Here is a 22489-nt window from a genome sequence, read left to right as displayed (position 1 = left end):
CGAATGATCGTCACCCCCGGGTCTGCCGGCACGCTCTCGCGCAGCGAGAAGCAGGAGCTGCTGCGGAAGATCCTTCTCGAGAAGCTCGGCCGGCCGCGGACCGCGCCCACCTCCTTTGCACAGGAGCGGCTCTGGTTCATCGACCGGCTGGAGCCGGGCAGCGCCGTCTACAACCTTTCCGTGGCACGGCGCCTCGAGGGTGGGCTGAACGTGCCGGCGCTGGAGCGGAGCCTGGGCGAGATCGTCCGGCGCCACGAGTCGCTACGCACCACCTTTGGAGTGGTGGACGGCTCGCCGGTGCAGGTGGTGGCGCCCTTCGGCGGGTTCGCCCTGCCGGTGGAGGACCTGTCGGGGCTCGGCGAGGAGGAGCGCGAGGAGGCGGTCGCGCGGCGGGCCGGGGAAGAGGCGCGGCGGCCGTTCGACCTCGCCGCGGGCCCCCTCTTCCGTGCGGCGCTGCTGCGGCTGGGCGCTGAGGAGCACGTGCTGCTGCTCGCGATGCACCACATCGTCAGCGACGAGTGGAGCAGCGGAGTGCTCTTCCGGGAGCTGTCGGCGCTGTACGCGGCGTACCGCGAGGGCGGGGAGTCGCCGCTCCCCGAGCTGGCGGTTCAGTACGCCGACTACGCGGCGTGGCAGCGCGAGCAGCTGGCGGGCGAGACCCTGGACCGGCAGCTGGCGTACTGGAAGGAGCACCTGGCGGGCGCGCCGGGGCTGCTGGAGCTGCCCACGGACCACCCGCGCCCCGCTGTGCAGACGTTCCGGGGCGCGTCAGTGCCGGTGGAGCTTTCCCCGGAGCTGCTGGCGGGGCTGCAGGCGCTGGGGCGGGGTGAGGGCGCCACGCTGTACATGACGCTGCTGGCCGCCTTCCAGGTGCTGCTGGGCAAGTACGCGGGCAGCGACGACGTGGTGGTGGGGAGCGCCATCGCCGGGCGCACGCGCGCGGAGGTGGAGGCGCTGATCGGCTTCTTCGTCAACACGCTGGTGCTGTGCACCGACCTTTCGGGAGATCCGAGCTTCCGCGAGCTGCTGGGGCGGGTGCGCGAGGCGACGCTGGGGGCGTACGAGCACCAGGAGGTGCCCTTCGAGCGCCTGGTGGCCGAGCTGCGGCCGGAGCGGTCCCTGAGCCACTCGCCGCTCTTCCAGGTGGTGTTCACGCTGCAGGACGGCGAGGGCGCGGGAGCCGCGCTTCCGGGGCTGCGCGTGAGCACGGTCGCGGCGGCCAGGGAGATCGCCAAGTTCGACCTGTCCCTGACGCTCGGGGCGAGCGCCCAGGGCCTGCGCGGCGCGCTGAACTACAGCACCGACCTCTTCGAGCGCGGCACGGTCGAACGGATGCTGGGCCACCTTGAACGCGTGCTGGAGCAGGTCGCGGCGGATGCGGACGTGCGGCTTTCACGGCTGGAGCTGCTCTCGGCGGAAGAGCGCGGCATAGTGGTGGAGGAGTGGAACCGGACCGACGCGGAGTATCCCGCGGACCGGTGCATCCACGAGCTGTTCGAGGCGCAGGCGGCGCGCACGCCCGACGCCGTGGCGGTCGAGATCCAGGGCGAAACCCTCAGCTACGCCGCGTTGAACGAGCGGGCGAACCGGCTGGCGCACCATCTCGCCGGGCTCGATGTCGGGCCGGAGGTGCGGGTGGGGATCTGCCTGGAGCGCGGGACGGAGATGATCGTCTCCCTCCTGGCCGTGCTCAAGGCCGGCGGCGCGTACGTCCCGCTGGACCCCGCCTATCCGGCCGAGCGGCTGGCGTTCATTCTGGCGGACGCGGCCGTCCGCGTGCTGGTGACGCAGGAGTCGCTGCTCGCGGCGCTCCCCGCTGGCGACGGCGTCGCGGTGGTGAGCGTGGATGGGGACGCGGAGCGGATCGCGGCGGAGTCCGCGGAGAACCCGGAGCGCCCGGTCTCGCCCGATCACCTGGCGTACGTGATCTACACCTCCGGCTCCACCGGGACGCCCAAGGGGGTGATGGTGCCGCACCGCGGCGTCCCCAACCTGGCGTACGCGCAGGCCCGCCGCTTCGGCATCGACGGCACCAGCCGCGTCCTGCAGTTCGCCTCGTTCTCCTTCGATGCGGCGGTGGCGGAGGTGTTCGACGCGCTGCTGGCCGGAGCCACGCTGGTGATGGCTTCGCGGGAGGCGCTTCTTCCCGGTGCGGGGCTGCTGGAAACGCTGCGGGGTGGGCGCGTCACCGTGGCCACCCTGCCGCCGCCGGTGCTGGCCATCCTGCCGCCGGACGACCTGCCGGAGCTGCGTACGGTCGTGAGCGCGGGCGAGGCGGTGGACGCCGCCACGGTGGCGCGGTGGAGCGGTGGCCGTGCCTTCGTGAACGCCTACGGGCCGACGGAGGTCACCGTCTGCGCGACGTCCGCCTTCAGCGAGGCGGACGGGCGAGTCCCGGCGATCGGCCGCCCCTTGGAGAACGTGCGGGTGTACGTGCTGGGCGCGGCCGGCCGGCCGGCGCCGGTCGGTATCGCCGGCGAGCTGTACGTGGGGGGCGTAGGCGTGGCGCGCGGCTACCAGGGCCGGCCGGGGCTGACGGCGGAGCGCTTCGTCCCCGATCCGTTCTCCGTGGAAGGCGGCGCACGGCTGTACCGCACGGGCGACCGGGTGCGGTGGTCGGCGCGGGGTGAGCTGGAGTTCCTGGGGCGGGTGGACGCCCAGGTGAAGGTGCGCGGCTTCCGCATCGAGCCGGGCGAGATCGAGGCGCGGCTGCGGCGGAGCCAGGGAGTCGCCGACTGCGTGGTCGTGGCCCGCGAGGACGGCCCTGGGGAGAAGCGCCTGGTCGCGTACGTGGTGGGGAGCGTGGACGCGGGCATCCTGCGCGAGCACCTGCTCCGGGAGCTTCCGGAGTACATGGTCCCGTCCGCCTTCGTGGCGCTGGACGCGCTGCCGCTGACGCCGAACGGCAAGCTGGACCGCAAGGCGCTGCCTGCACCGGAGGGCGATGCGTACGCGCGGCGCGGCTACGAGGCACCGCTGGGAGAGGTGGAGGCGGCGCTGGCCGGGGTCTGGGCAGAGGTGCTGGGCGTGGAGCAGGTGGGGCGGTGGGACCACTTCTTCGAACTGGGCGGGCACTCGCTCCTGGCGATCCGGCTCACCGAGCGGATGCGGCAGGCGGGGCTGCACACCGACGTGCGGGCCCTGTTCACCACGCCCGTGCTGGCCGAGCTGGCCCTGGCCGTGGGCGGAGCCTCTTCGGAGATGGAGGTCCCCCCGAACGCGATCGCGGAGGGATGCGCGTCCATCACGCCCGAGATGCTGCCGCTGGTCGATCTCAGCCAGGAGGAGATCGACCGCATCGTGGCCGCGGTGCCGGGTGGAGCCGCGAACGTACAGGACATCTACCCGCTCGCCCCGCTGCAGGACGGGTTCCTCTTCCATCACCTGATGTCGGAGGAGGGCGATCCGTACCTGACGTCGAGCATGGCCGAGTTCGACACCCGCGACCGCCTGGACCAGTACCTGGCGGCGCTGCAGGCGGTGATCGGCCGGCACGACATCCTGCGCACGGCCATGGCCTGGGACGGGCTTCGCGAGCCGGTGCAGGTCGTCTGGCGCCACGCGCCGCTGCCGGTGGACGAGGTGCAGCTGGACGCGGATGCGGAGGATGCGGCCGGGCAGCTGTGGCGGCGCTACGACCCCCGGCACTACCGGATGGACCTGGGGCGGGCGCCGCTGCGGCGGGCGATCATCGCCGAGGACCGCGCGCGGGGCCGGTGGGTGCTGCTGATGCTGATGCACCACCTGACGGGCGACCACGAGTCGCTGGAGGTGCAGCGCGAGGAGATTTCGGCGCACCTGATGGGTCGCGAGTCGGAGCTGCCGGCGCCGCTGCCCTTCCGCAACTACGTGGCGCAGGCGCGCCTGGGGGTCAGCCGCGAGGAGCACGAGCGGTTCTTCCGCGCGATGCTGGGCGACGTGGAGGAGCCGACGGCACCGTACGGGCTGCTCGACGTGTGGAGGGAGGGGCATGGGATCGGGGAAGCGCGCCTCCGGGTAGCGGACGACCTGAGCGCACGGCTGCGCCGCCGGGCACGGGCGCTGGGGGTGAGCGCGACGAGCCTGTGGCACCTGGCGTGGGCGCAGGTGCTGGCGCGGCTGAGCGGCCGGCCGGACGTGGTCTTTGGGACGCTGCTCTTCGGCCGCATGCAGGGGGGCGAGGGCACGGCGCGGGTGATGGGCCCGTTCATCAACACGCTGCCGGTGCGGATCGGCGTGGGAGAAGAGGGCGCCGAGGCGGCGGTGCGGCGCACGCACGCGCTGCTGGCGGACCTGCTGCGGCACGAGCACGCCTCCCTCGCGCTGGCCCAGCGCAGCAGTGGCGTGGCGGCACCCGCGCCGCTGTTCACCTCGCTGCTCAACTATCGCCACGGCGCCGCGCCGAAGCCTTCGCGGCAGGCGGGGCAGCCGGGCGAGGGCGTGCGGGGCATTCGCGTACAGGAGCGGACGAACTACCCCGTGGTCCTGTCGGTGGACGACCTGGGCGAGGCGTTCTCGCTGGTCGCGCAGGTGGCCGCCCCCGCGGACGCGGAGGGGATGTGCCGGATGGTGCACACGGCGCTCGAGCGGCTGGTCGAAGCGCTGGAGACTGCTCCCGGGCGGGCCATCGGGAGCCTCGACGTGCTGCCGGAGGCGGAGCGCCGCCTGGTGGTGGAGGAGTGGAACCGCACGGACGCGAAGTACCCCGCGCACGCCCCCATCCACCGGCTCTTCGAGGAGCAGGCGGAGCGCACGCCGGATGCGGTGGCCGTGCGCTTCGGCCACCAATCGCTCACCTACCGCGAGCTGGACGCGCGCGCCAACCGGCTGGCGCACCACCTCGTCGGCCTGGGCGCCGGCCCCGAGGTGCGGGTGGGCATCTGCCTGGAGCGAAGCCTGGAGACGGTGGTCGCCACGCTGGCGGTGCTGAAGTCCGGCGGGTGCTGCGTCCCCGTCGACACCAGCTACCCGCCCGAGCGGATGGCGCTGATGCTCGCCGACAGCGGCGCGCGCGTGCTGGTGAGCGAGGGTGACCTCGCCGCCCCGCTGACGGGGTTGGGTCTCCACGCGGTCCATCTCGACAAGGTGGCCCAGGTGCTCGCCGCCGAGCCTGATCACCCGCCGCGGACGAACGTGGCGGGGGAGAACCTGGCCTACGTCTTCTACACCAGCGGGAGCACCGGGCGGCCGAAGGGCGTGATGATGGCCCACCGCGAGGTGGTGCAGTACGCTGCCGGCCTCCCCCTGACGATGCCCATCGGCCCCGGCGACCGCGTGGCGCAGGGGTCCAACGCGAGCTTCGATGCGGCGGTGTTCGAAATCTGGGGCGCGCTCGTGCACGGGGCCACGCTTGTCGGCATCGACCGTGACGTGCTCCTTTCCGCGCCGCTGCTGGGGCAGGCGCTGCGCGAGCAGGGCATTACGCACCTCTACCAGACGGCCGCGCTCTTCAACCAGCACGTCCGCGAGCAGGCCGACGTCTACGCCAGCCTGCGGCAGCTGGTGTTCGGTGCCGAGGCGGTGGGAACGGAGGGCGTGCGTGCGATGCTGCGCTCGGGCAGGCCTGGGCGCGTGCTGCACGAGTACGGTCCGACGGAAGCGACGGTGTGGTGCACACTGGACGTCGTGGAGGAGGTGGAAGAGGACGCGGCCACCGTCCCCATCGGCCGCCCCATTCCCAACGCGCGCGCCTACGTCCTCGATCCGGTGCTGCAGCCGCTCCCGCCGGAGGTGGCGGGCGAGCTGTACATGGGCGGAGCCGGCGTGGTGCGCGGCTACCTGGGCCGGCCGGGGCTGACGGCGGAGCGCTTCGTTCCCGATCCCTTCGCCTCCGCGCCCGGCGCGCGGATGTACCGCACCGGTGACCGCGCGCGGTGGCGGGCGGACGGCAAGCTGGAGTTCATGGGCCGCCTGGACGACCAGGTGAAGATCCGCGGCTTCCGCATCGAGCCGGGCGAGGTGGAGGCGGCGACGGCGGCGTATCCGGGGGTGCGCCAGGTACGGGTGATCGTCCGCGAGGACCAGCCGGGCGACAAGCGGCTGGTGGCGTACGTGGTGGGGACCGTGGACATGGACGGCCTGCGCGCGCACCTGCGCCAGGGCCTTCCGGAATACATGGTGCCCCGGGCGATCGTCGCCCTGGAGCGGCTGCCGCTGAACGCGAACGGCAAGGTGGACCGCAAGGCGCTGCCGGCGCCGGAGTACGCGGCCGGGGCCGACCAGTACGTAGCGCCGCGAACGCCCACCGAAGAGGTGCTGGCGGGGGTCTGGGCCGAGGTGCTGGGCGTGGAACGGGTGGGCGTGGAGGAAAGCTTCTTCGAGCTGGGCGGGCACTCGCTCCTGGGCACGCGGGTGGTGTCGCGGGTCCGCGGGCTGTTCGGCGTGGAGCTGCCTCTGCGGGCGCTCTTCGAGGGGCCCACGGTGGCGGAGCTGGCCGGGCGCGTGGAAGAGATGCGGCGCGCCGGGGTGCCCGTGCTTCCGCCGGTGGTGCCGGCCGCGCGCACGGGGGCGCTCCCGCTCTCCTTCGCGCAGGAGCGCCTCTGGTTCATCGACCGGCTGGAGCCGGGGAGCGCCGTCTACAACATCCCCGTGGCCCGGCGCCTGGGCGGTGCGCTGGACGCGGCGGCGCTGGAGCGCGCACTGGGCGAAATCGTCCGTCGTCACGAGGCGCTGCGGACGGTCTTCGGCGAGGTGGATGGCACGCCGGTGCAGGTGGTGGCGCCCTTCGGCGGGTTCTCCCTGCCGGTGGAGGACCTGTCGGGGCTCGGCGAGGCGGATCGCGTGGAGGCGGTCAGGCGGCGCGCCGGCGAGGAGGCCCGGCGGCCGTTCGACCTCGCCGCGGGCCCGCTCTTCCGTGCGGCGCTGCTGCGGCTGGGCGCCGAGGAGCACGTGCTGCTGCTGACGATGCACCACATCGTCAGCGACGGGTGGAGCATGGGGGTGCTCTTCCGCGAGCTCTCCGCGCTGCACACGGCGTACGGTGCGGGGCGCGAGTCGCCGCTCCCCGAGCTGGCGGTGCAGTACGCCGACTACGCGGTGTGGCAGCGCGAGCAGCTGGCGGGCGAGGTGCTCAATGGGCAGCTGGCCTACTGGAAGAAGCGCCTGGCGGGCGCGCCGGAGCTGCTGGAGCTGCCCACGGACCGTCCCCGCCCGCCGGTGCAGACGTACCGGGGCGCGGCGGTCCCGGTGGATCTCTCCCCGGAGCTGCTGGAGCGGCTGCGGGCGCTGGGGCGGGCCGAGGGCGCGACGCTGTACATGACGCTGCTGTCCGCCTTCCAGGTGCTGCTCTCGAAGTACGGCGGCGGTGAGGACGTCGTCGTGGGCAGCCCCATCGCCGGACGCACGCGCGGCGAGGTGGAGGAGCTGATCGGCTTCTTCGTCAACACGCTGGTGCTGCGCACCGACCTGTCGGGAGACCCGAGCTTTCGCGAGGTGCTGCGGCGGGCGCGGGACTTCACGCTCGGTGCGTACGAGCACCAGGACGTGCCCTTCGAGAAGCTGGTGACCGAGCTGCAGCCGGAACGCAGCTTGAGCTACTCGCCCCTCTTCCAGGTGCTCTTCACCCTTCAGAACGCCGAGGGGCAGGGAGACGCAATCGCGGGGCTGGAGGTGAGGGGAATCGGAGCGGAGAGGGAGATCGCCCAGTTCGATCTCTCCCTTACGCTCACGGCGAGCGCCCAGGGCCTGCGCGGCGCGCTGAACTACAGCACCGACCTCTTCGATCGCGGCACCGTCGAGCGGATGCTCGGCCACCTGGAGCGGGTGCTGGAGCAGGTGGCGGCCGACGCGGACCTGCGGCTTTCGGGGCTGGAGCTGCTCGGCGACGCGGAGCGCGAGCAGGTGCTGCAGGCGTGGAACCGGACCGAGGCGGAGTATCCGGCGGACCTGTGCATCCACGCGCTGTTCGAGGCCCAGGCGGCGCGCATGCCGAACGCGGTGGCCGTGCGCTTCGGGGCGCAGTCGCTCACGTACGCGGAGCTGAACGCCCGCGCCAACCAGCTCGCCCACTCCCTTCGCGGGCGCGGCGTGGGCCCCGAGGTGCGGGTGGGGATCTGCCTGGAGCGCGGGCTGGAGATGGTCGTTGCCATCCTGGCCGTGCTCAAGGCCGGCGGCGCGTACGTGCCGCTGGACCCCGGCTATCCCGCCGAGCGGCTGTCGTTCATCCTGGCCGACTCCGCCACCCCGGTGCTGCTCACGCGCGAAACGCTGCGCGGTGCGCTCCCGGCACTGGAGGGCGTGCAGGTGGTGAGCCTGGACTCCGCGGCGGAGGAGATCGCGGCGGAAAGTACCGAGAATCTGGCGAGCGGCGCGGGGCCGGATTCGCTGGCGTACGTCATCTACACCTCCGGCTCCACCGGCACGCCCAAGGGCGCGCTGATCGAGCACCGCAACGTCGCCCGCCTGTTCAGCGCGACGGACGCGTGGTTCGGCTTCGGGCCTGACGACGTGTGGACGCTGTTCCACTCCTACGCCTTCGACTTCTCGGTCTGGGAGCTGTGGGGCGCGCTGCTCTACGGCGGGCGCGTCGTCGTCGTGCCCTTCGACGTGAGCCGCGACCCGGAGGCGTTCCACGCGCTGGTGCAGCGCGAGCGTGTCACCGTCCTCAACCAGACGCCCTCGGCGTTCCGGCAGTTCATCCGCGCGGACGGCGAGCGGGGCGGCGAGCTGGCGCTGCGCGTGGTCGTCTTCGGCGGCGAGGCGCTGGAGCCCGCCTCCCTGCGCGAGTGGGTGGAGCGCCGCGGCATCGAAACGCCGCGTCTGGTGAACATGTACGGGATCACCGAGACCACCGTGCACGTGACCTACCGGCCGCTGGGCCGCGAGGACGTCTTCGGCGGATCGGGGAGCCCCATCGGGCGGGCGATCCCCGACCTGCGGCTGTACGTGCTGGACCCCGGGCGGCGTCCGCTGCCGGTCGGCATCCCCGGCGAGCTGTACGTGGGCGGTGGCGGCGTGGCGCGCGGCTACCTGAACCGCCCGGAGCTGACGGCGGAGCGCTTCGTGGACGACCCGTTCGCCCCCGGCCGGCTGTACCGGAGCGGCGACCGGGTGCGGTGGCTGGCGGACGGGACGCTCGACTACCTGGGCCGCCTGGATGAGCAGGTGAAGATCCGGGGCTTCCGCATCGAGCTGGGCGAGATCGAGGCCGCGCTGCGCCAGGTGCCCGGCGTCACGGACTGCACCGTCGTCGTGCGCGAGGACGAGCCGGGCGACCGGCGGCTGGTGGTGTACGTCGTCGGAGGGGCGGACGTGGACGCGCTGCGCGAGCACCTGCGGCTGTCACTGCCGGAGTACATGGTGCCGTCCGCCTTCGTGGCGCTCGACGCGCTGCCGCTGACCGCCAACGGCAAGCTGGACCGCAAGGCGCTGCCGGCGCCAGAGGGCGATGCCTATGGGCGGCGGAGCTACGAGGCACCGCTAGGGGAGGTAGAGACGGCGCTGGCGGAGATCTGGGCCGAGGTGCTGGGCGTGGAGCGGGTGGGTCGCTGGGACCACTTCTTCGAGCTGGGCGGGCACTCGCTCCTTGCGATCAAGCTGATCGGGCGGATGCGCGCCGCGGGGCTGCACACGGACGTGCGGGCCCTGTTCACCACTTCGGTGCTGGCCGAGCTGGCCCTGGAAGTGGGCGGAGCGCCATCGGAGATAGAGGTCTCCGCGAACGCCATCCCCGAGGGCTCCACGTCCATCACGCCGGAGATGCTGCCGCTGGTGGATCTCACGCAGGAGGAGATCGACCGGATCGTTGCGCAGGTGCCGGGCGGCGCCGCGAACGTGCAGGACATCTACCCGCTCGCTCCGCTGCAGGAGGGCTTCCTCTTCCACCACTTGATGTCGGAGGAGGGAGACCCGTACCTGGTGTCGAGCATGACCGAGTTCGACACCCGCGCGCGCCTGGACCAGTACCTGGCTGCCCTGCAGGCGGTGATCGACCGCCACGACATCCTGCGCACCGCGATCGCCTGGGAGGGGCTTCGCGAGCCGGTGCAGGTCGTCTGGCGGCACGCGCCGCTTGTGGTGGACGAGGTGGAGCTGGATGCGGGGGCAGGGGAGGTGGCGGGGGAGCTGCTGCGGCGTTACGACCCCCGGCGCCACCGCATGGAGCTGGGACGGGCGCCGCTGCTGCGGGTGCACACGGCCGAGGACCGCGCGAGTGGCCGGTGGGTGCTGCTGATGCTCAGGCACCACCTGACCGGCGACCACGAGTCGCTGGAGGTGCTGCAGGAAGAGGTCACCGCGCACCTGCTGGGACAGGAATCGGAGCTGCCGGCGCCGCTGCCCTTCCGCAACTACGTGGCGCAGGCGTGCCTGGGGGTGAGCCGGGACGAGCACGAGCGGTTCTTCCGGGCGATGCTGGGCGACGTGGAGGAGCCGACGGCGCCGTACGGGCTGCTGGACGTGTGGGGCGAGGGACGTGGGATCGGCGAGGCGCGCATTCCCGTGGCGGACGAGCTCGCCGCACGGCTGCGTAAGCGGGCCCGGGTGCTGGGGGTGAGCGCGGCCAGCCTGTGCCACCTCGCGTGGGCGCAGGTGCTGGCGCGGCTGAGCGGGCGGCAGGACGTGGTCTTCGGGACGCTGCTCTTCGGCCGCATGCAGGGCGGCGAGGGAGCGGAGCGGGTGATGGGCCCGTTCATCAACACGTTGCCGGTGCGCATCGGGGTGCAAGACGACGGGGCCGAGGCGGCGGTGCGGCGCACGCACGCGCTGCTGGCGGACCTGCTGCGGCACGAGCACGCCTCGCTGGCGCTCGCGCAGCGGAGCAGCGGCGTGGCGGCACCGGCGCCGCTGTTCACCTCGCTGCTCAACTATCGCCACGGCGCCGCGCCCAAGCGTTCGCGCCAGGCCAGGAAGGGCATGCGCGGCGTCGGCGCACAGGAGCGGACGAACTACCCCGTGGTGCTCTCGGTCGACGACCTGGGCGAGGCCTTCTCGCTGGCGGCGCAGGTGGCGGCGCCCGTGGATGCGGAGCGGGTGTGCCACCTGATGCACACGGCGCTGGAGCGGCTGGTCGAGGCACTGGAGATTGCTCCGGGGCGGGCCGTCGGGAGCCTCGACGTGCTGCCGGAGGCGGAGCGCCGGCAGGTGGTGGACGAGTGGAACCGCACCGACGCGGAGTACCCCGCGCACGTCCCCATCCACCGGCTGTTCGAGGAACAGGCGGAGCGCACGCCCGGCGCGGTGGCGGTCGTCGACGAGGACCGCTCGCTGACGTACGCGGAGCTGAACGCGCGGGCCAACCGTCTCGCGCACCACCTCCGCGCCATGGGCGTGGGGCCGGATGCGCGCGTGGCCATCCTGGTGCCGCGCTCCACGGAGCTGGTCGTCTGCGAGCTGGCCATCCTCAAGGCCGGCGCGGCGTACGTGCCCATCGACCCCGCGTTCCCCGCCGAGCGCATCGCGTTCATGGTGGCCGACAGCGGGGCTCCCCTGGTGCTCAGCCGCGCGGGCGACGATCTGCCCGCGCTCGCCGGGGTGGAGCGGGTGGACGTCGATGCGCTCTCTGAGGGCCCCTGCCACGATCCCGGGGTGCCGGTGGACGGCGGTGCCACGGCGTACGTGATGTACACCTCCGGCTCCACGGGCGAGCCCAAGGGAGTGGTGGTGCCGCACCGGGCGATCGCCCGGCTCGTCTTCAACAACGGCTACGCCGATTTCCGCGCGGACGACCGTGTGGCCTTTGCCGCGAACCCGGCGTTCGACGCGACGACGATGGAGGTGTGGGGGCCGCTTCTGCATGGCGGCCGCACCGTCGTCATCCCGCGAGAGGTGCTGCTCGACGCCGACGCGTTCGCGCGTACGCTGGCAGGCCAGCAGGTCACGACGCTGTTCATCACCACCGCCGTCTTCAACCAGTACGCACAGGCGATCCCGGGCGCGCTGGCCAACCTCCGCCGCCTGCTGACCGGCGGCGAGGCGGCCGATCCGTCGTCCTTTGCGCGGGTGCTGGCGGAGAACGGCCCCGTCTCGCTCATCCACTGCTACGGTCCCACCGAGACGACGACGTTCGCCATCACGCACGAGGTGACGGACGTGGAGGAGGGCGCGCGTAGCATCCCGCTGGGGCGTCCCATCGCGAACACGCGCATCTACCTCCTGGATGCGCACGGGGAGCCGGTGCCGGTGGGTGTCGCGGGGGAGCTTCACATCGGCGGTCCGGGCGTGGCGCTCGGCTATCTGGACCGGCCGGGGCTTACGGGCGGGCGCTTCGTTCCCGATCCGTCCGGCGGGACGCCAGGCGCGCGGATGTACCGCACGGGCGACCTGGGACGGTGGCTGCCGGACGGGGCGATCGAGTTCCTGGGGCGCAACGACTTCCAGGTGAAGGTGCGCGGCTTCCGGATCGAGCTGGGGGAGGTCGAGGCGCGGCTCCTGGCGCACCCGGAGGTGCGGGAGGCGGTGGTGCTGGCGCGCGAGGATGCGCCGGGAGACCGGAGGCTGGTGGCGTACTACGTGGGAGGGGAAGGGGCCGAAGCGGAGCAGCTGCGTTCGCACCTGTCGGAGCAGCTGCCCGAGTACATGGTGCCCGCGGCGTTCATGCGGCTGGAGGCGCTGCCGCTGACCCCCAACGGCAAGGTGGACCGGCGGGCGCTGCCCGCGCCGGAGCTCGCGTCGGCCGAGAACCTGTACGTCGCGCCGCGCACCCCGGTCGAGGAGGTGCTGGCGGGGGTCTGGGCCGAGGTGCTGCGCCTGGAGCGGGTGGGGGTGGAGGACAGCTTCTTCGAGCTGGGCGGGCACTCGCTGCTGGCCACGCGCATGGTTTCGCGCATCCGCGAGGTGTTCGCCGTGGAGCTGCCGCTGCGCGCGCTCTTCGAGGGACCCACGGTGGCGGCGCTGGCCAAGGCGGTAGAGGAGATGCGCCGCGCGGAGCTGCCGATGCTGCCGCCCGTGGTGCCGGCCGGACGCACGGCCCCGCTGCCGCTCTCCTTCGCGCAGGAGCGGCTCTGGTTCATCGACCGGCTGGAGCCGGGAAGCGCCGCGTACAACATCCCCGTGGCACGGCGCCTGGCGGGTGCCCTGGACGTGGCGGCGCTGGAGCGGAGCCTCGGCGAGATCGTCCAGCGCCACGAGTCGCTACGGACCGTCTTCGCCGAGGCGGCCGGTTCGCCGGTGCAGGTGGTGGCGCCCTTCGGCGGGTTCGCCCTGCCGGTGGAGGACCTGTCGGGGCTGGGCGAGGCAGACCGCGAGGCGGAGGTCCGGCGGCGCGCCGGCGACGAGGCGCGGCGGCCGTTCGACCTGTCGGCGGGCCCGCTCTTCCGTGCGGCGCTGCTGCGGCTGGACTACGAGGAGCACGTGCTGCTCCTTTCCATGCACCACATCGTCAGCGACGGGTGGAGCATGGGGGTGTTCTTCCGTGAGCTGTCGGCGCTGTACGCGGCGTACCGCGAGGGGCGGGAGTCGCCGCTGCCGGAGTTGGGGGTGCAGTACGCGGACTATGCCGCCTGGCAGCGCGAGCACCTGCGCGACGACGTCCTGGAGCGGCAGCTCGGCTACTGGAGGGGGCGGCTCGCGGACGCACCCGCGCGGCTGGAACTGCCTACGGACCGTCCGCACCCGGCGGTGCAGACGTTCCGCGGCGCGTCGGCCCCGGTGGCGCTCTCGCCGGAGCTGCTGGAGCGGCTCCAGGGGCTGGGGCGGAGCGAGGGGACCACGCTGTACATGACGCTTCTGGCCGCCTTCCAGGTGCTGCTGGGCAGGTACGCGGGGAGCGACGACGTGGTGGTGGGAAGCCCCATCGCGGGGCGCACGCGCGGCGAGGTGGAGGAGCTGATCGGCTTCTTCGTCAACACGCTGGTGCTGCGCACCGACCTTTCGGGCGATCCCGGCTTCCGCGAGGTGCTGGGGCGGGTGCGCGAGGCGACGCTGGGGGCGTACGCGCACCAGGAGGTGCCCTTCGAACGCCTGGTGGCCGAGCTGCAGCCGGAGCGGAGCCTGAGCCACGCGCCGCTCTTCCAGGTGATGTTCGCGCTGCAGGACGCCGAGAACGGGAGCGGCGCCCTCGCGGGGCTGGAGGTCAGCGGCGTGGGAGCGGCCCGGGAGATCGCCACGTTCGACCTGTCGCTGGCGCTCGCGCCGACCCCCCGGGGGCTGCGCGGATCGCTGAACTACAGCACCGACCTCTTCGAGCGCGGCACGGTCGAGCGGATGCTCGGCCACCTGGAGCGGGTGCTGGAGCAGGTGGCCGCCGATGCGGACGTGCGGCTTTCGCGGCTGGAGTTGCTGGGCGAGGCGGAGCGCGCGCTGGTGCTGGAGGGGTGGAACCGCACGGACGCGGAGTACCCGGCCGCCTCGTGCATCCACGAATTGTTCGAGCAGCAGGTGGAGCGCACGCCGAACGCCGTGGCGATCGTCTACGAAGGAGAGGCGCTGCGGTACGCGGAGCTGAACGCGCTCGCCAACCGCCTTGCCCACCACCTGCGCAGCCGCGGCGTGGGTCCCGACGCGCGGGTGGCGCTGTGCGTGGAGCGCGGCGTCGAGATGGTGGCCGCCGTGCTGGCGGTGCTCAAGGCCGGCGGGGCGTACGTGCCGCTGGACCCGGAGTATCCCGAGGAGCGGCTGGGCTACATGCTCCAGGACAGCGCGCCCGTCGTGCTGCTGACGCAACGCTCGCTCGCGGGACGGTTCGATGGAGCGGGCGTTCCCATAGAGGTGCTCGACGGAGATGCCTGCGCCTGGACCGGCCAGCCGGACTCCAACCCCGGGCGTGGGGGGCTGACCCCGGAGAACCTGGCGTACGTCATCTATACCTCCGGTTCCACGGGGCAGCCGAAGGGGGTGATGAACGGGCACCGCGCCGTCCTCAACCTGCTGGCCTGGGGCGAACGGCACTGGGAGCTCGGAGGCGCGGACGCGGTGCTGCAACGAACGTCGCTCAGCTTCGACGTCTCGGTGCGGGAGCTGTTCTCGCCGCTGCTGGCGGGCGCCCGCCTGGTCGTCGTGCGCCCCGGTGGACAGCGGGAGGTGGACTACCTGGTGGAGGTCGTCCGCCGACAGGATGTGAGCACCATGGTCCTCACCGTCTCGCACATGCAGGCGTTCCTGGAGCACCCGGGGCTGGAGGGCTGCTCCAGCCTCCGCCGGATCGTGCTGGGCGGCGAGTCCATCCCCGCGGGGATGCTGGCGGAGCTCCGGGCCCGGCTGCCGGGGGCGCGGGTGTACCACGAGTACGGCCCCACCGAGGCGACCGTGGTCGCGACGGTGCGGAGCTGCGGCGCCGAGGGGGAGGCGTCGGGCGGCTCGATCGGGGCGCCGATCTCCAACACGCGTGTCTACCTGCTGGACGCGCGCGGGGAGCCGGTGCCCGTGGGCGTCCCGGGCGAGCTGTACGTGGGCGGCGCGGGGGTGGCGCGGGGGTACCTGGGCCGGCCGGCGCTGACTGCGGAACGGTTCGTTCCCCACTCGTTCGGCGCCGCGCCGGGAGCGCGGCTGTACCGAACGGGCGACCTGGGGCGGTGGCTGCCGGATGGCACCATCGAGTTCCTGGGCCGTGTGGACACCCAGGTCAAGGTGCGGGGCTACCGGATCGAGCCCGGTGAGATCGAGGCTCGGCTCCTGGAGCGCGAGGGGGTGAGCGAGGCGGTGGTGGTCGCGCGCGAAGACGGGGCGGGGAACCGGCGCCTGGTGGCGTACGTGGTGGGCGACGTGCAGGCGGGGGAGCTGCGCGAGCACCTGCGCCGCGAGCTCCCGGGCTACATGGTGCCGGCGGCCTTCGTCCCCATGGAGCGGCTTCCGCTCACGCCGAGCGGCAAGCTGGACCGCAAGGCGCTGCCCGCGCCCGAGCTCGCGTCGGCGGAGGACCGCTACGTGGCGCCGCGCACCCCCGCCGAGGAGGTGCTGGCGGGGATCTGGGCCGAGGTGCTGCGGCTGGAGCGGGTGGGCGTGGAGGAGAGCTTCTTCGAGCTGGGCGGGCACTCGCTGCTGGCCACGCGGGTGGTGTCGCGGGTCCGCGAGCTGTTCGGGGTGGAGCTGCCGCTGCGGGCGCTCTTCGAGGGGCCCACGGTGGCGGAGCTGGCCGGGCGCGTACAGGAGATCCGCCGCGCGGGGGTGCCGCTGCTGCCGCCGGTGGTGCCGGCCGGGCGCACGGGGCCGCTGCCGCTTTCGTTCGCGCAGGAGAGGCTCTGGTTCATCGACCGGCTGGAGCCGGGAAGCGCCACCTACACCATCCCCGCCGCGTGGCGCCTGGGCGGCGCCCTGGACGAGGCGGCGCTGGAGCGCGCGCTGGGGGAGATCGTCCGGCGCCACGAGTCGCTGCGGACGGTCTTCGCCGAGGCGGACGACTCGCCGGTGCAGGTGATCGCGCCCTTCGGCGGTTTCACGCTGCCGGTGGAAGACCTGTCGGCGCTGGGCGAGGCGGAGCGCGAGGCGGCGGTCCGGCGGCTGGCGGGCGAGGAGGCGCGGCGGCCGTTCGACCTGTCGGCGGGCCCGCTCTTCCGCGCGGCGCTGCTGCGGCTGGGCGACGAAGCGCACGTGCTGCTGATCTCCATGCACCACATCGTCAGCGACGGGTGGAGCATGGGGGTGTTCTTCCGGGAGATGTCGGCGCTGTACGCGGCGTATCGCGAGGGGCGCGAGTCGCCACTCTCCGAGCTGCCGGTGCAGTACGCCGACTACGCGGTGTGGCAGCGCGAGCAGCTGGCGGGCGAGGTGCTCGACCGGCAGCTGGCCTACTGGCGGGAGCGGCTGGCGGGCGCGCCGGAGCTGCTGGAGCTGCCGGCGGACCATCCCCGCCCGCCGGTGCAGACGTTCCGGGGCGCCACGGTGCCGGTGGCGCTTTCCCCGGAGCTGCTGGAGCGGCTGCAGGCGCTGGGGCGCAGCGAGGGCGCGACGCTGTACATGGTTGCGCTGGCCGCCTTCCAGGTGCTGCTGTCCAGGTACAGCGGAAGCGACGACGTGGTCGTGGGCAGCCCCATCGCGGGGCGGACGAGGAACGAGATCGAGGAGCTGATCGGCTTCTTCGTCAACACGCTGGTGCTGCGCACCGACCTGTCGGGAGACCCGAGCTTCCGCGAAACCCTGCGGCGGGTGCGCGAGGCGACGCTGGGCGCGTACGCGCACCAGGAGGTGCCCTTCGAGAAGTTGGTGGCCGAGCTGCAGCCGGGGCGCAGCTTGAGCCATTCTCCGCTCTTCCAGGTGATGTTCACGCTGGAAAACGCCGAGGACGGCGGCGCGGCGCTGCAGGAAGTGAGCGTGAGCGGGTTCGGCGCGGAGCTGGGGAGCGCCAAGTTCGACCTGTCCCTCGCCCTCGCGGCGACCCCCCAGGGGCTGCGCGGCGGACTGAACTACAGCACGGAGCTGTTCGAGCGCGGCACGACCCTGCGGATGCTCGGCCACCTGGAGCGCGTGCTGGAGCAGGTCGCGGCGGACGCGGACGTGCGGCTGTCGCGGCTGGAGCTGCTCTCGGCCGAAGAGCGCGGCCTGGTGGTGGAGGAGTGGAACCGGACGGAGGCCGAGCCCCCGGACGTGCCGTTCATCCACGAGTCGTTCGCGGCGCAGGCGGCGCGCACGCCGGAAGCGCTGGCCGTGCGCTTCGGGGACGAGTCGCTCACCTATGCGGAGCTGAACGAGCGGGCCGACCGGCTGGCGCACTCCCTCCGGCGGCGCGGGGTGGGCCCGGAGGTACGGGTGGCCCTCCTCCTGGAGCGCGACGCCGGGGCGGTGGTTGCCCTCCTGGCCGTGCTGAAGGCGGGAGGCGCCTACGTTCCCCTGGACCCCGACTACCCGCCCGAGCGGCTGGCCTTCATGCTCTCCGACTCCGGGGCGCGCGTCCTTCTCACCCGTTCCGGGCTCGTGGAGCGCCTTCCCGCCGAGGGAGTGGAGACGGTGTGCCTGGACGGGGACCACGGGGACGACGGGGACTCCGCGGCTGCGCCGCGGGTGGCGCTTTCCCCGGAAAACCTGGCGTACGTGATCTACACCTCCGGCTCCACGGGAACGCCCAAGGGGGTGCTGGTGCCGCACGGAGGGGTCGCCAACCTCATCGGCGCCGCGCGCGAGCGCTTCGGGACCGGACCCCGGAGCCGGGTGCTCCAGGCGGCGTCGCTCAGCTTCGACGCCTCGGTGCTGGAGATCTTCCTGGCGCTCACCAGCGGGGCGGCGCTCCACGGGGCCGACCGGGCCACGCTCCTGGCGCCCGGCGCGCTCGCCGAGCAGGTGCGGCACGCGGAGATCGACACCTGGATCGCCGTCCCGGCGCTGCTGGACACCCTCGTGCCGGAGGAGGTGCCCACGCTGCGCACCCTATCCGTGGGCGGCGACCGGTGCGGCGCGGAGACGGCGGCGCGCTGGGCCCCGGGACGGGCGCTCTTCAACGTCTACGCGCCGACGGAGGCGACCATCTTCGCCACCCTGCACCGCGTGGACGGCTCGCAGGCGCCGCCCATCGGGCGTCCCGTGCGGAACCTGCGCGCCTACGTCCTGGACGCCGCGGGAAGCCCGGCGCCGCTGGGCGTGCCGGGCGAGCTCTACCTGGGCGGAGCGGGCGTGGTGCGCGGGTACCATGCGCGCCCGGGGCTGACGGCGGAGCGCTTCGTTCCCGATCCCTTCTCCGGCGCGCCGGGGGCACGCCTCTACCGCTCGGGAGACCGGGCGCGCTGGCGGGCGGACGGGGAGCTGGAGTTCCTGGGGCGGGTGGACTTCCAGGTGAAGGTGCGCGGCTTCCGCATCGAGCTGGGCGAGATCGAGGCGGTGCTGCGCCGGCACGAGGGCGTCGACGACTGCGTGGTGATCGCGCGTGCCGACCCGGGCGGGCAGCGGCTGGTGGCGTACGTGGCCGGCGAGGCGCGGGCCGAGGCACTGCGCGCGCACCTGCGGCGGAGCCTGCCGGAGTACATGGTACCCTCCGCGATCGTGACGCTGGACGCGCTGCCGCTGACGCCCAACGGCAAGCTCGACCGCAAGGCCCTGCCGGCGCCGGAGCTCGCGTCGGCGGAGGACCGGTACGTGGCGCCCCGCACCCCCGTGGAGGAGGTGCTGGCGGAGACCTGGGCGGAGCTGCTGCGCCTGGAGCGCGTGGGGGTGGAGGAAAGCTTCTTCGACCTGGGCGGGCACTCGCTCCTGGCCACGCGGGTGGTGTCGCGGGTCCGCGAGGCGTTCGGGGTAGAGATGCCGCTGCGGGCGCTCTTCGAGGGGCCCACGGTGGCGGAGCTGGCGGTGCGCGTGGAGGAGATGCGCCGCGCGGGGATGCCCGTGCTGCCGCCCGTGGTGCCGGCCGGGCGCACGGGGCCGCTGCCGCTGTCGTTTGGGCAGGAGCGGCTCTGGTTCCTGGACCGCATGGCGCCGGGGAGCACCATCTACAACCTCCCCGGGGCATGGCGCCTGGGGGGCGCGCTGGACGAGGGCGTGCTGGAGCGCGCGCTGGGCGAGATCGTCCGACGCCACGAGACGCTGCGCACGGTGTTCGGCGAAGTGGACGGTTCGCCGGTGCAGGTGGTGGCGCCCTTTGGCGGGTTCGCCCTGCCGGTGGAAGACCTGTCGACGCTGGACGAGGGGGAGCGCGAGGCGGCGCTCCGGCGCCGGGCCCGGGAAGAGGCGGCCCGGCCCTTCGACCTGGCCGCGGGCCCGCTCTTCCGTGCGATGCTGCTGCGGGTGGGGCCCGACGACCACGTGCTGCTGCTCTCGATGCACCACGTGGTGAGCGACGGGTGGAGCATGGGGGTGCTCTTCCGGGAATTGTCGGCGCTCTACGAGGCGTACCGCGACGGGCGCGAGTCGCCGCTGCCGGAATTGGCGGTGCAGTACGCCGACTACGCGGTGTGGCAGCGCGAGCAGCTGGCGGGCGAGGTGCTGGACCGGCAGATGGCGTACTGGAATCTGCGGCTGGCGGGCGCGCCGGAGCTGCTGGAGCTGCCGGCGGACCATCCCCGCCCGGCGGTGCAGACGTACCGGGGCGCGACGGTGCCGGTGGAGCTCTCGCTGGAGCTGCTGGAGCGGCTGCAGGCGCTGGGACGGAGCGAGGGCGCGACGCTGTACATGACGCTGCTGGCCGGCTTCCAGGTGCTGCTGTCGAAGTACGCCGGGAGCGACGACGTGGTGGTGGGAAGCCCCATCGCCGGGCGCACGCGCGGCGAGGTGGAGGGGCTGATCGGCCTCTTCATCAACACGCTGGTGCTGCGGACGGACCTTGCGGGAGACCCCACCTTCCGCGAAACCCTGCGCCGGGTGCGGGAAACCACGCTGGGGGCGTACGCGCACCAGGAGGTGCCCTTCGAAAAGCTGGTGGCCGAGCTGCAGCCGGAGCGCTCCCTGAGCCACTCGCCGCTCTTCCAGGTGCTGTTCACGGTTCAGAACGCCGGGGCGGGGGGAGGCGCCCTGCCGGGGGTGGCGGTGAGCGGAGTGGACGCGGAGCTCGCGGGCGCCCGGTTCGACCTCAACCTGGCGCTCACGGCGACCGCCCAGGGGCTGCGCGGCGCGCTAAACTACAGCACCGACCTCTTCGAGCGCGGCACCATCGACCGGATGCTCCGCCACCTGGAGCAGGTGCTGGAGCAGGTGGCCGCCGACGGGGACGTGCGGCTTTCGCGGCTTGAACTTTTCTCGGCGGAAGAGCGCGGCCTGGTGGTGGAGGCGTGGAACCGGACCGGGGCGGAGTACCCGGCGGAGCGGTGCATCCACGAACTGATCGAGGCGCAGGCGGCGCGCACGCCCGGCGCGGTGGCCGTGGTCTTCGAGGACCGGTCGCTCACCTACGCGGAGCTCGACGCGCGGGCGAACCGCCTGGCGCACCACCTGGCGGGCCTGGGCGCCGGGCCGGAGGCGCGCGTGGGCATCTGCGTGGACCGCTCGGCGGAGATGGTGGTGGCCATGCTGGCCGTGCTCAAGGCCGGCGCCGCGTACCTGCCGCTGGACCCGTCCTATCCGGCGGATCGCCTGGCGTACATGCTCCAGGATTCCGGCGCGCCGCTGCTGGTCACGCAGGGTTCGTTGCGCGGCCTGCTGCCGGCGGAGGGCGTGCGGATCGTTTCGGTGGACGAGGACGCGGCGGCGATCGCGGCGAATTCCGCCGACGCGCCGCGGACCCGGGTGGATGCGGCCAACGCGGCGTACGTCATCTACACCTCGGGCTCCACGGGCAGGCCCAAGGGCGTGCAGGTGACGCACGGGAACGCGGTGAGCTTCTTCGCCGGGATGGACGAGCGGGTGGGCGGGCCGGCGGCGGGAACGTGGCTGGCCGTGACGCGCATCAGCTTCGACATCCACGTGCTGGAGCTGCTCTGGACGCTGGCGCGCGGCTTCCGCGTGGTGGTGCAGCCGGAGCCGGACCGGGCGCGCGAGGGCGAGTCCATCGCGGAGCAGATCCGCCGCCACGCCGTCACGCACCTGCAGTGCACCCCCTCCCTCGCGGCGATGATGATCGCGGAGAGCGGGACCGGGGCGCTGTCGGGGCTCGAGCGCATCCTGCTGGGCGGCGAGGCGCTCCCCCCGGACCTGGGGGCGCAGATCACGGCCGTGCTGCCGAACGGCCTCGTCAACATGTACGGCCCCACGGAAACCACCGTCTGGTCCGCCACCCACGCGGTCGAAGCCGCGGAGGGGCCGGTTCCCATCGGCCGCCCGATCGCGAACACGCGCGTGTACGTGCTGGACGCGGCCCTGCGCCCGCAGCCGGCCGGGGTGCCGGGCGAGCTGTTCATCGGCGGCCACGGGGTGACCCGGGGCTACCTGGGCCGGCCCGGCCTCACGGCCGAGCGCTTCGTGCCCGACGCGTTCTCGGCGCAGCCGGGCGCGCGGCTGTACCGCACCGGCGACCGCGCGCGATGGACGGAACGCACGGACGCACTGACGCACTCACGCACCCACGCACTCGAGTACCTGGGCCGCCTGGACGAGCAGGTGAAGGTGCGCGGCTTCCGCATCGAGCCGGGGGAGATCGAGGCGGTGCTGCGCCGCCACCCCGGCGTGGTGGAGTGCGCCGTGGTGGCGCGCACGGCCGCGGCGGGCGACACGCGCCTGGTGGCGTACGTGGTGGGCGCGGCCGAGGCGGAGGCGCTGCGGGCGCACGTGGGCCGCAGCCTGCCGGAGTACATGGTGCCGGGCGCCTTCGTGCCGCTGGACGCGCTGCCGCTGACCCCCAACGGCAAGCTGGACCGCAAGGCGCTCCCCGCACCGGAGGGGAGTTCGTACCCCGCGCGCGTGTACGAGGCGCCGCGCACCGAGGCGGAGCGCACCGTGGCCGCGGTGTGGGCCGAGGTGCTGGGGGTGAAGGACGTGGGCGCGCACGACCGCTTCTTCGACCTGGGCGGCCACTCGCTCCTGCTGGTGCGGGTGCAGGCGCGGCTGCGCGAGGCGTTCGGCCAGCCGGTGCCCATCACCCACCTTTTCCGCTATCTTACGGTGAGCGCCCTGGCCGCCGCTCTGGGGGCTCCCGCGCCGGAGCCGGCCGCCACGCCGGCGGACGACGCGCGGGTGCGGGACGGGCGGCACAGGCTGCGGGCGAGGGCGGGGCGGGCGGGGGTGAACGGGTGACGGGGCGGCCGGCCGGTCCCCGTTCCTTCGACGACGATGAACGAGCTTTCTGAGC

1 protein-coding gene is annotated in these 22489 nt (G+C 73.5%); it reads left to right on the top strand.

The window, feature by feature from the left end:
* Nucleotides 1–3: 3 nt before the first annotated feature.
* Nucleotides 4–22434, top strand: coding sequence for a non-ribosomal peptide synthase/polyketide synthase (locus VGB24_RS07380; RefSeq protein WP_331072299.1), 22431 nt, complete (start codon nucleotides 4–6; stop codon nucleotides 22432–22434).
* Nucleotides 22435–22489: the final 55 nt, after the last annotated feature.

Origin of the sequence: Longimicrobium sp. (assembly GCF_036399935.1) — a bacterium.
Taxonomy (GTDB): Bacteria; Gemmatimonadota; Gemmatimonadetes; order Longimicrobiales; family Longimicrobiaceae; genus Longimicrobium.
The sequence above is the reverse complement of the archived record's forward strand: the minus strand, read 5'-3'. Positions and strand labels throughout refer to the sequence as shown.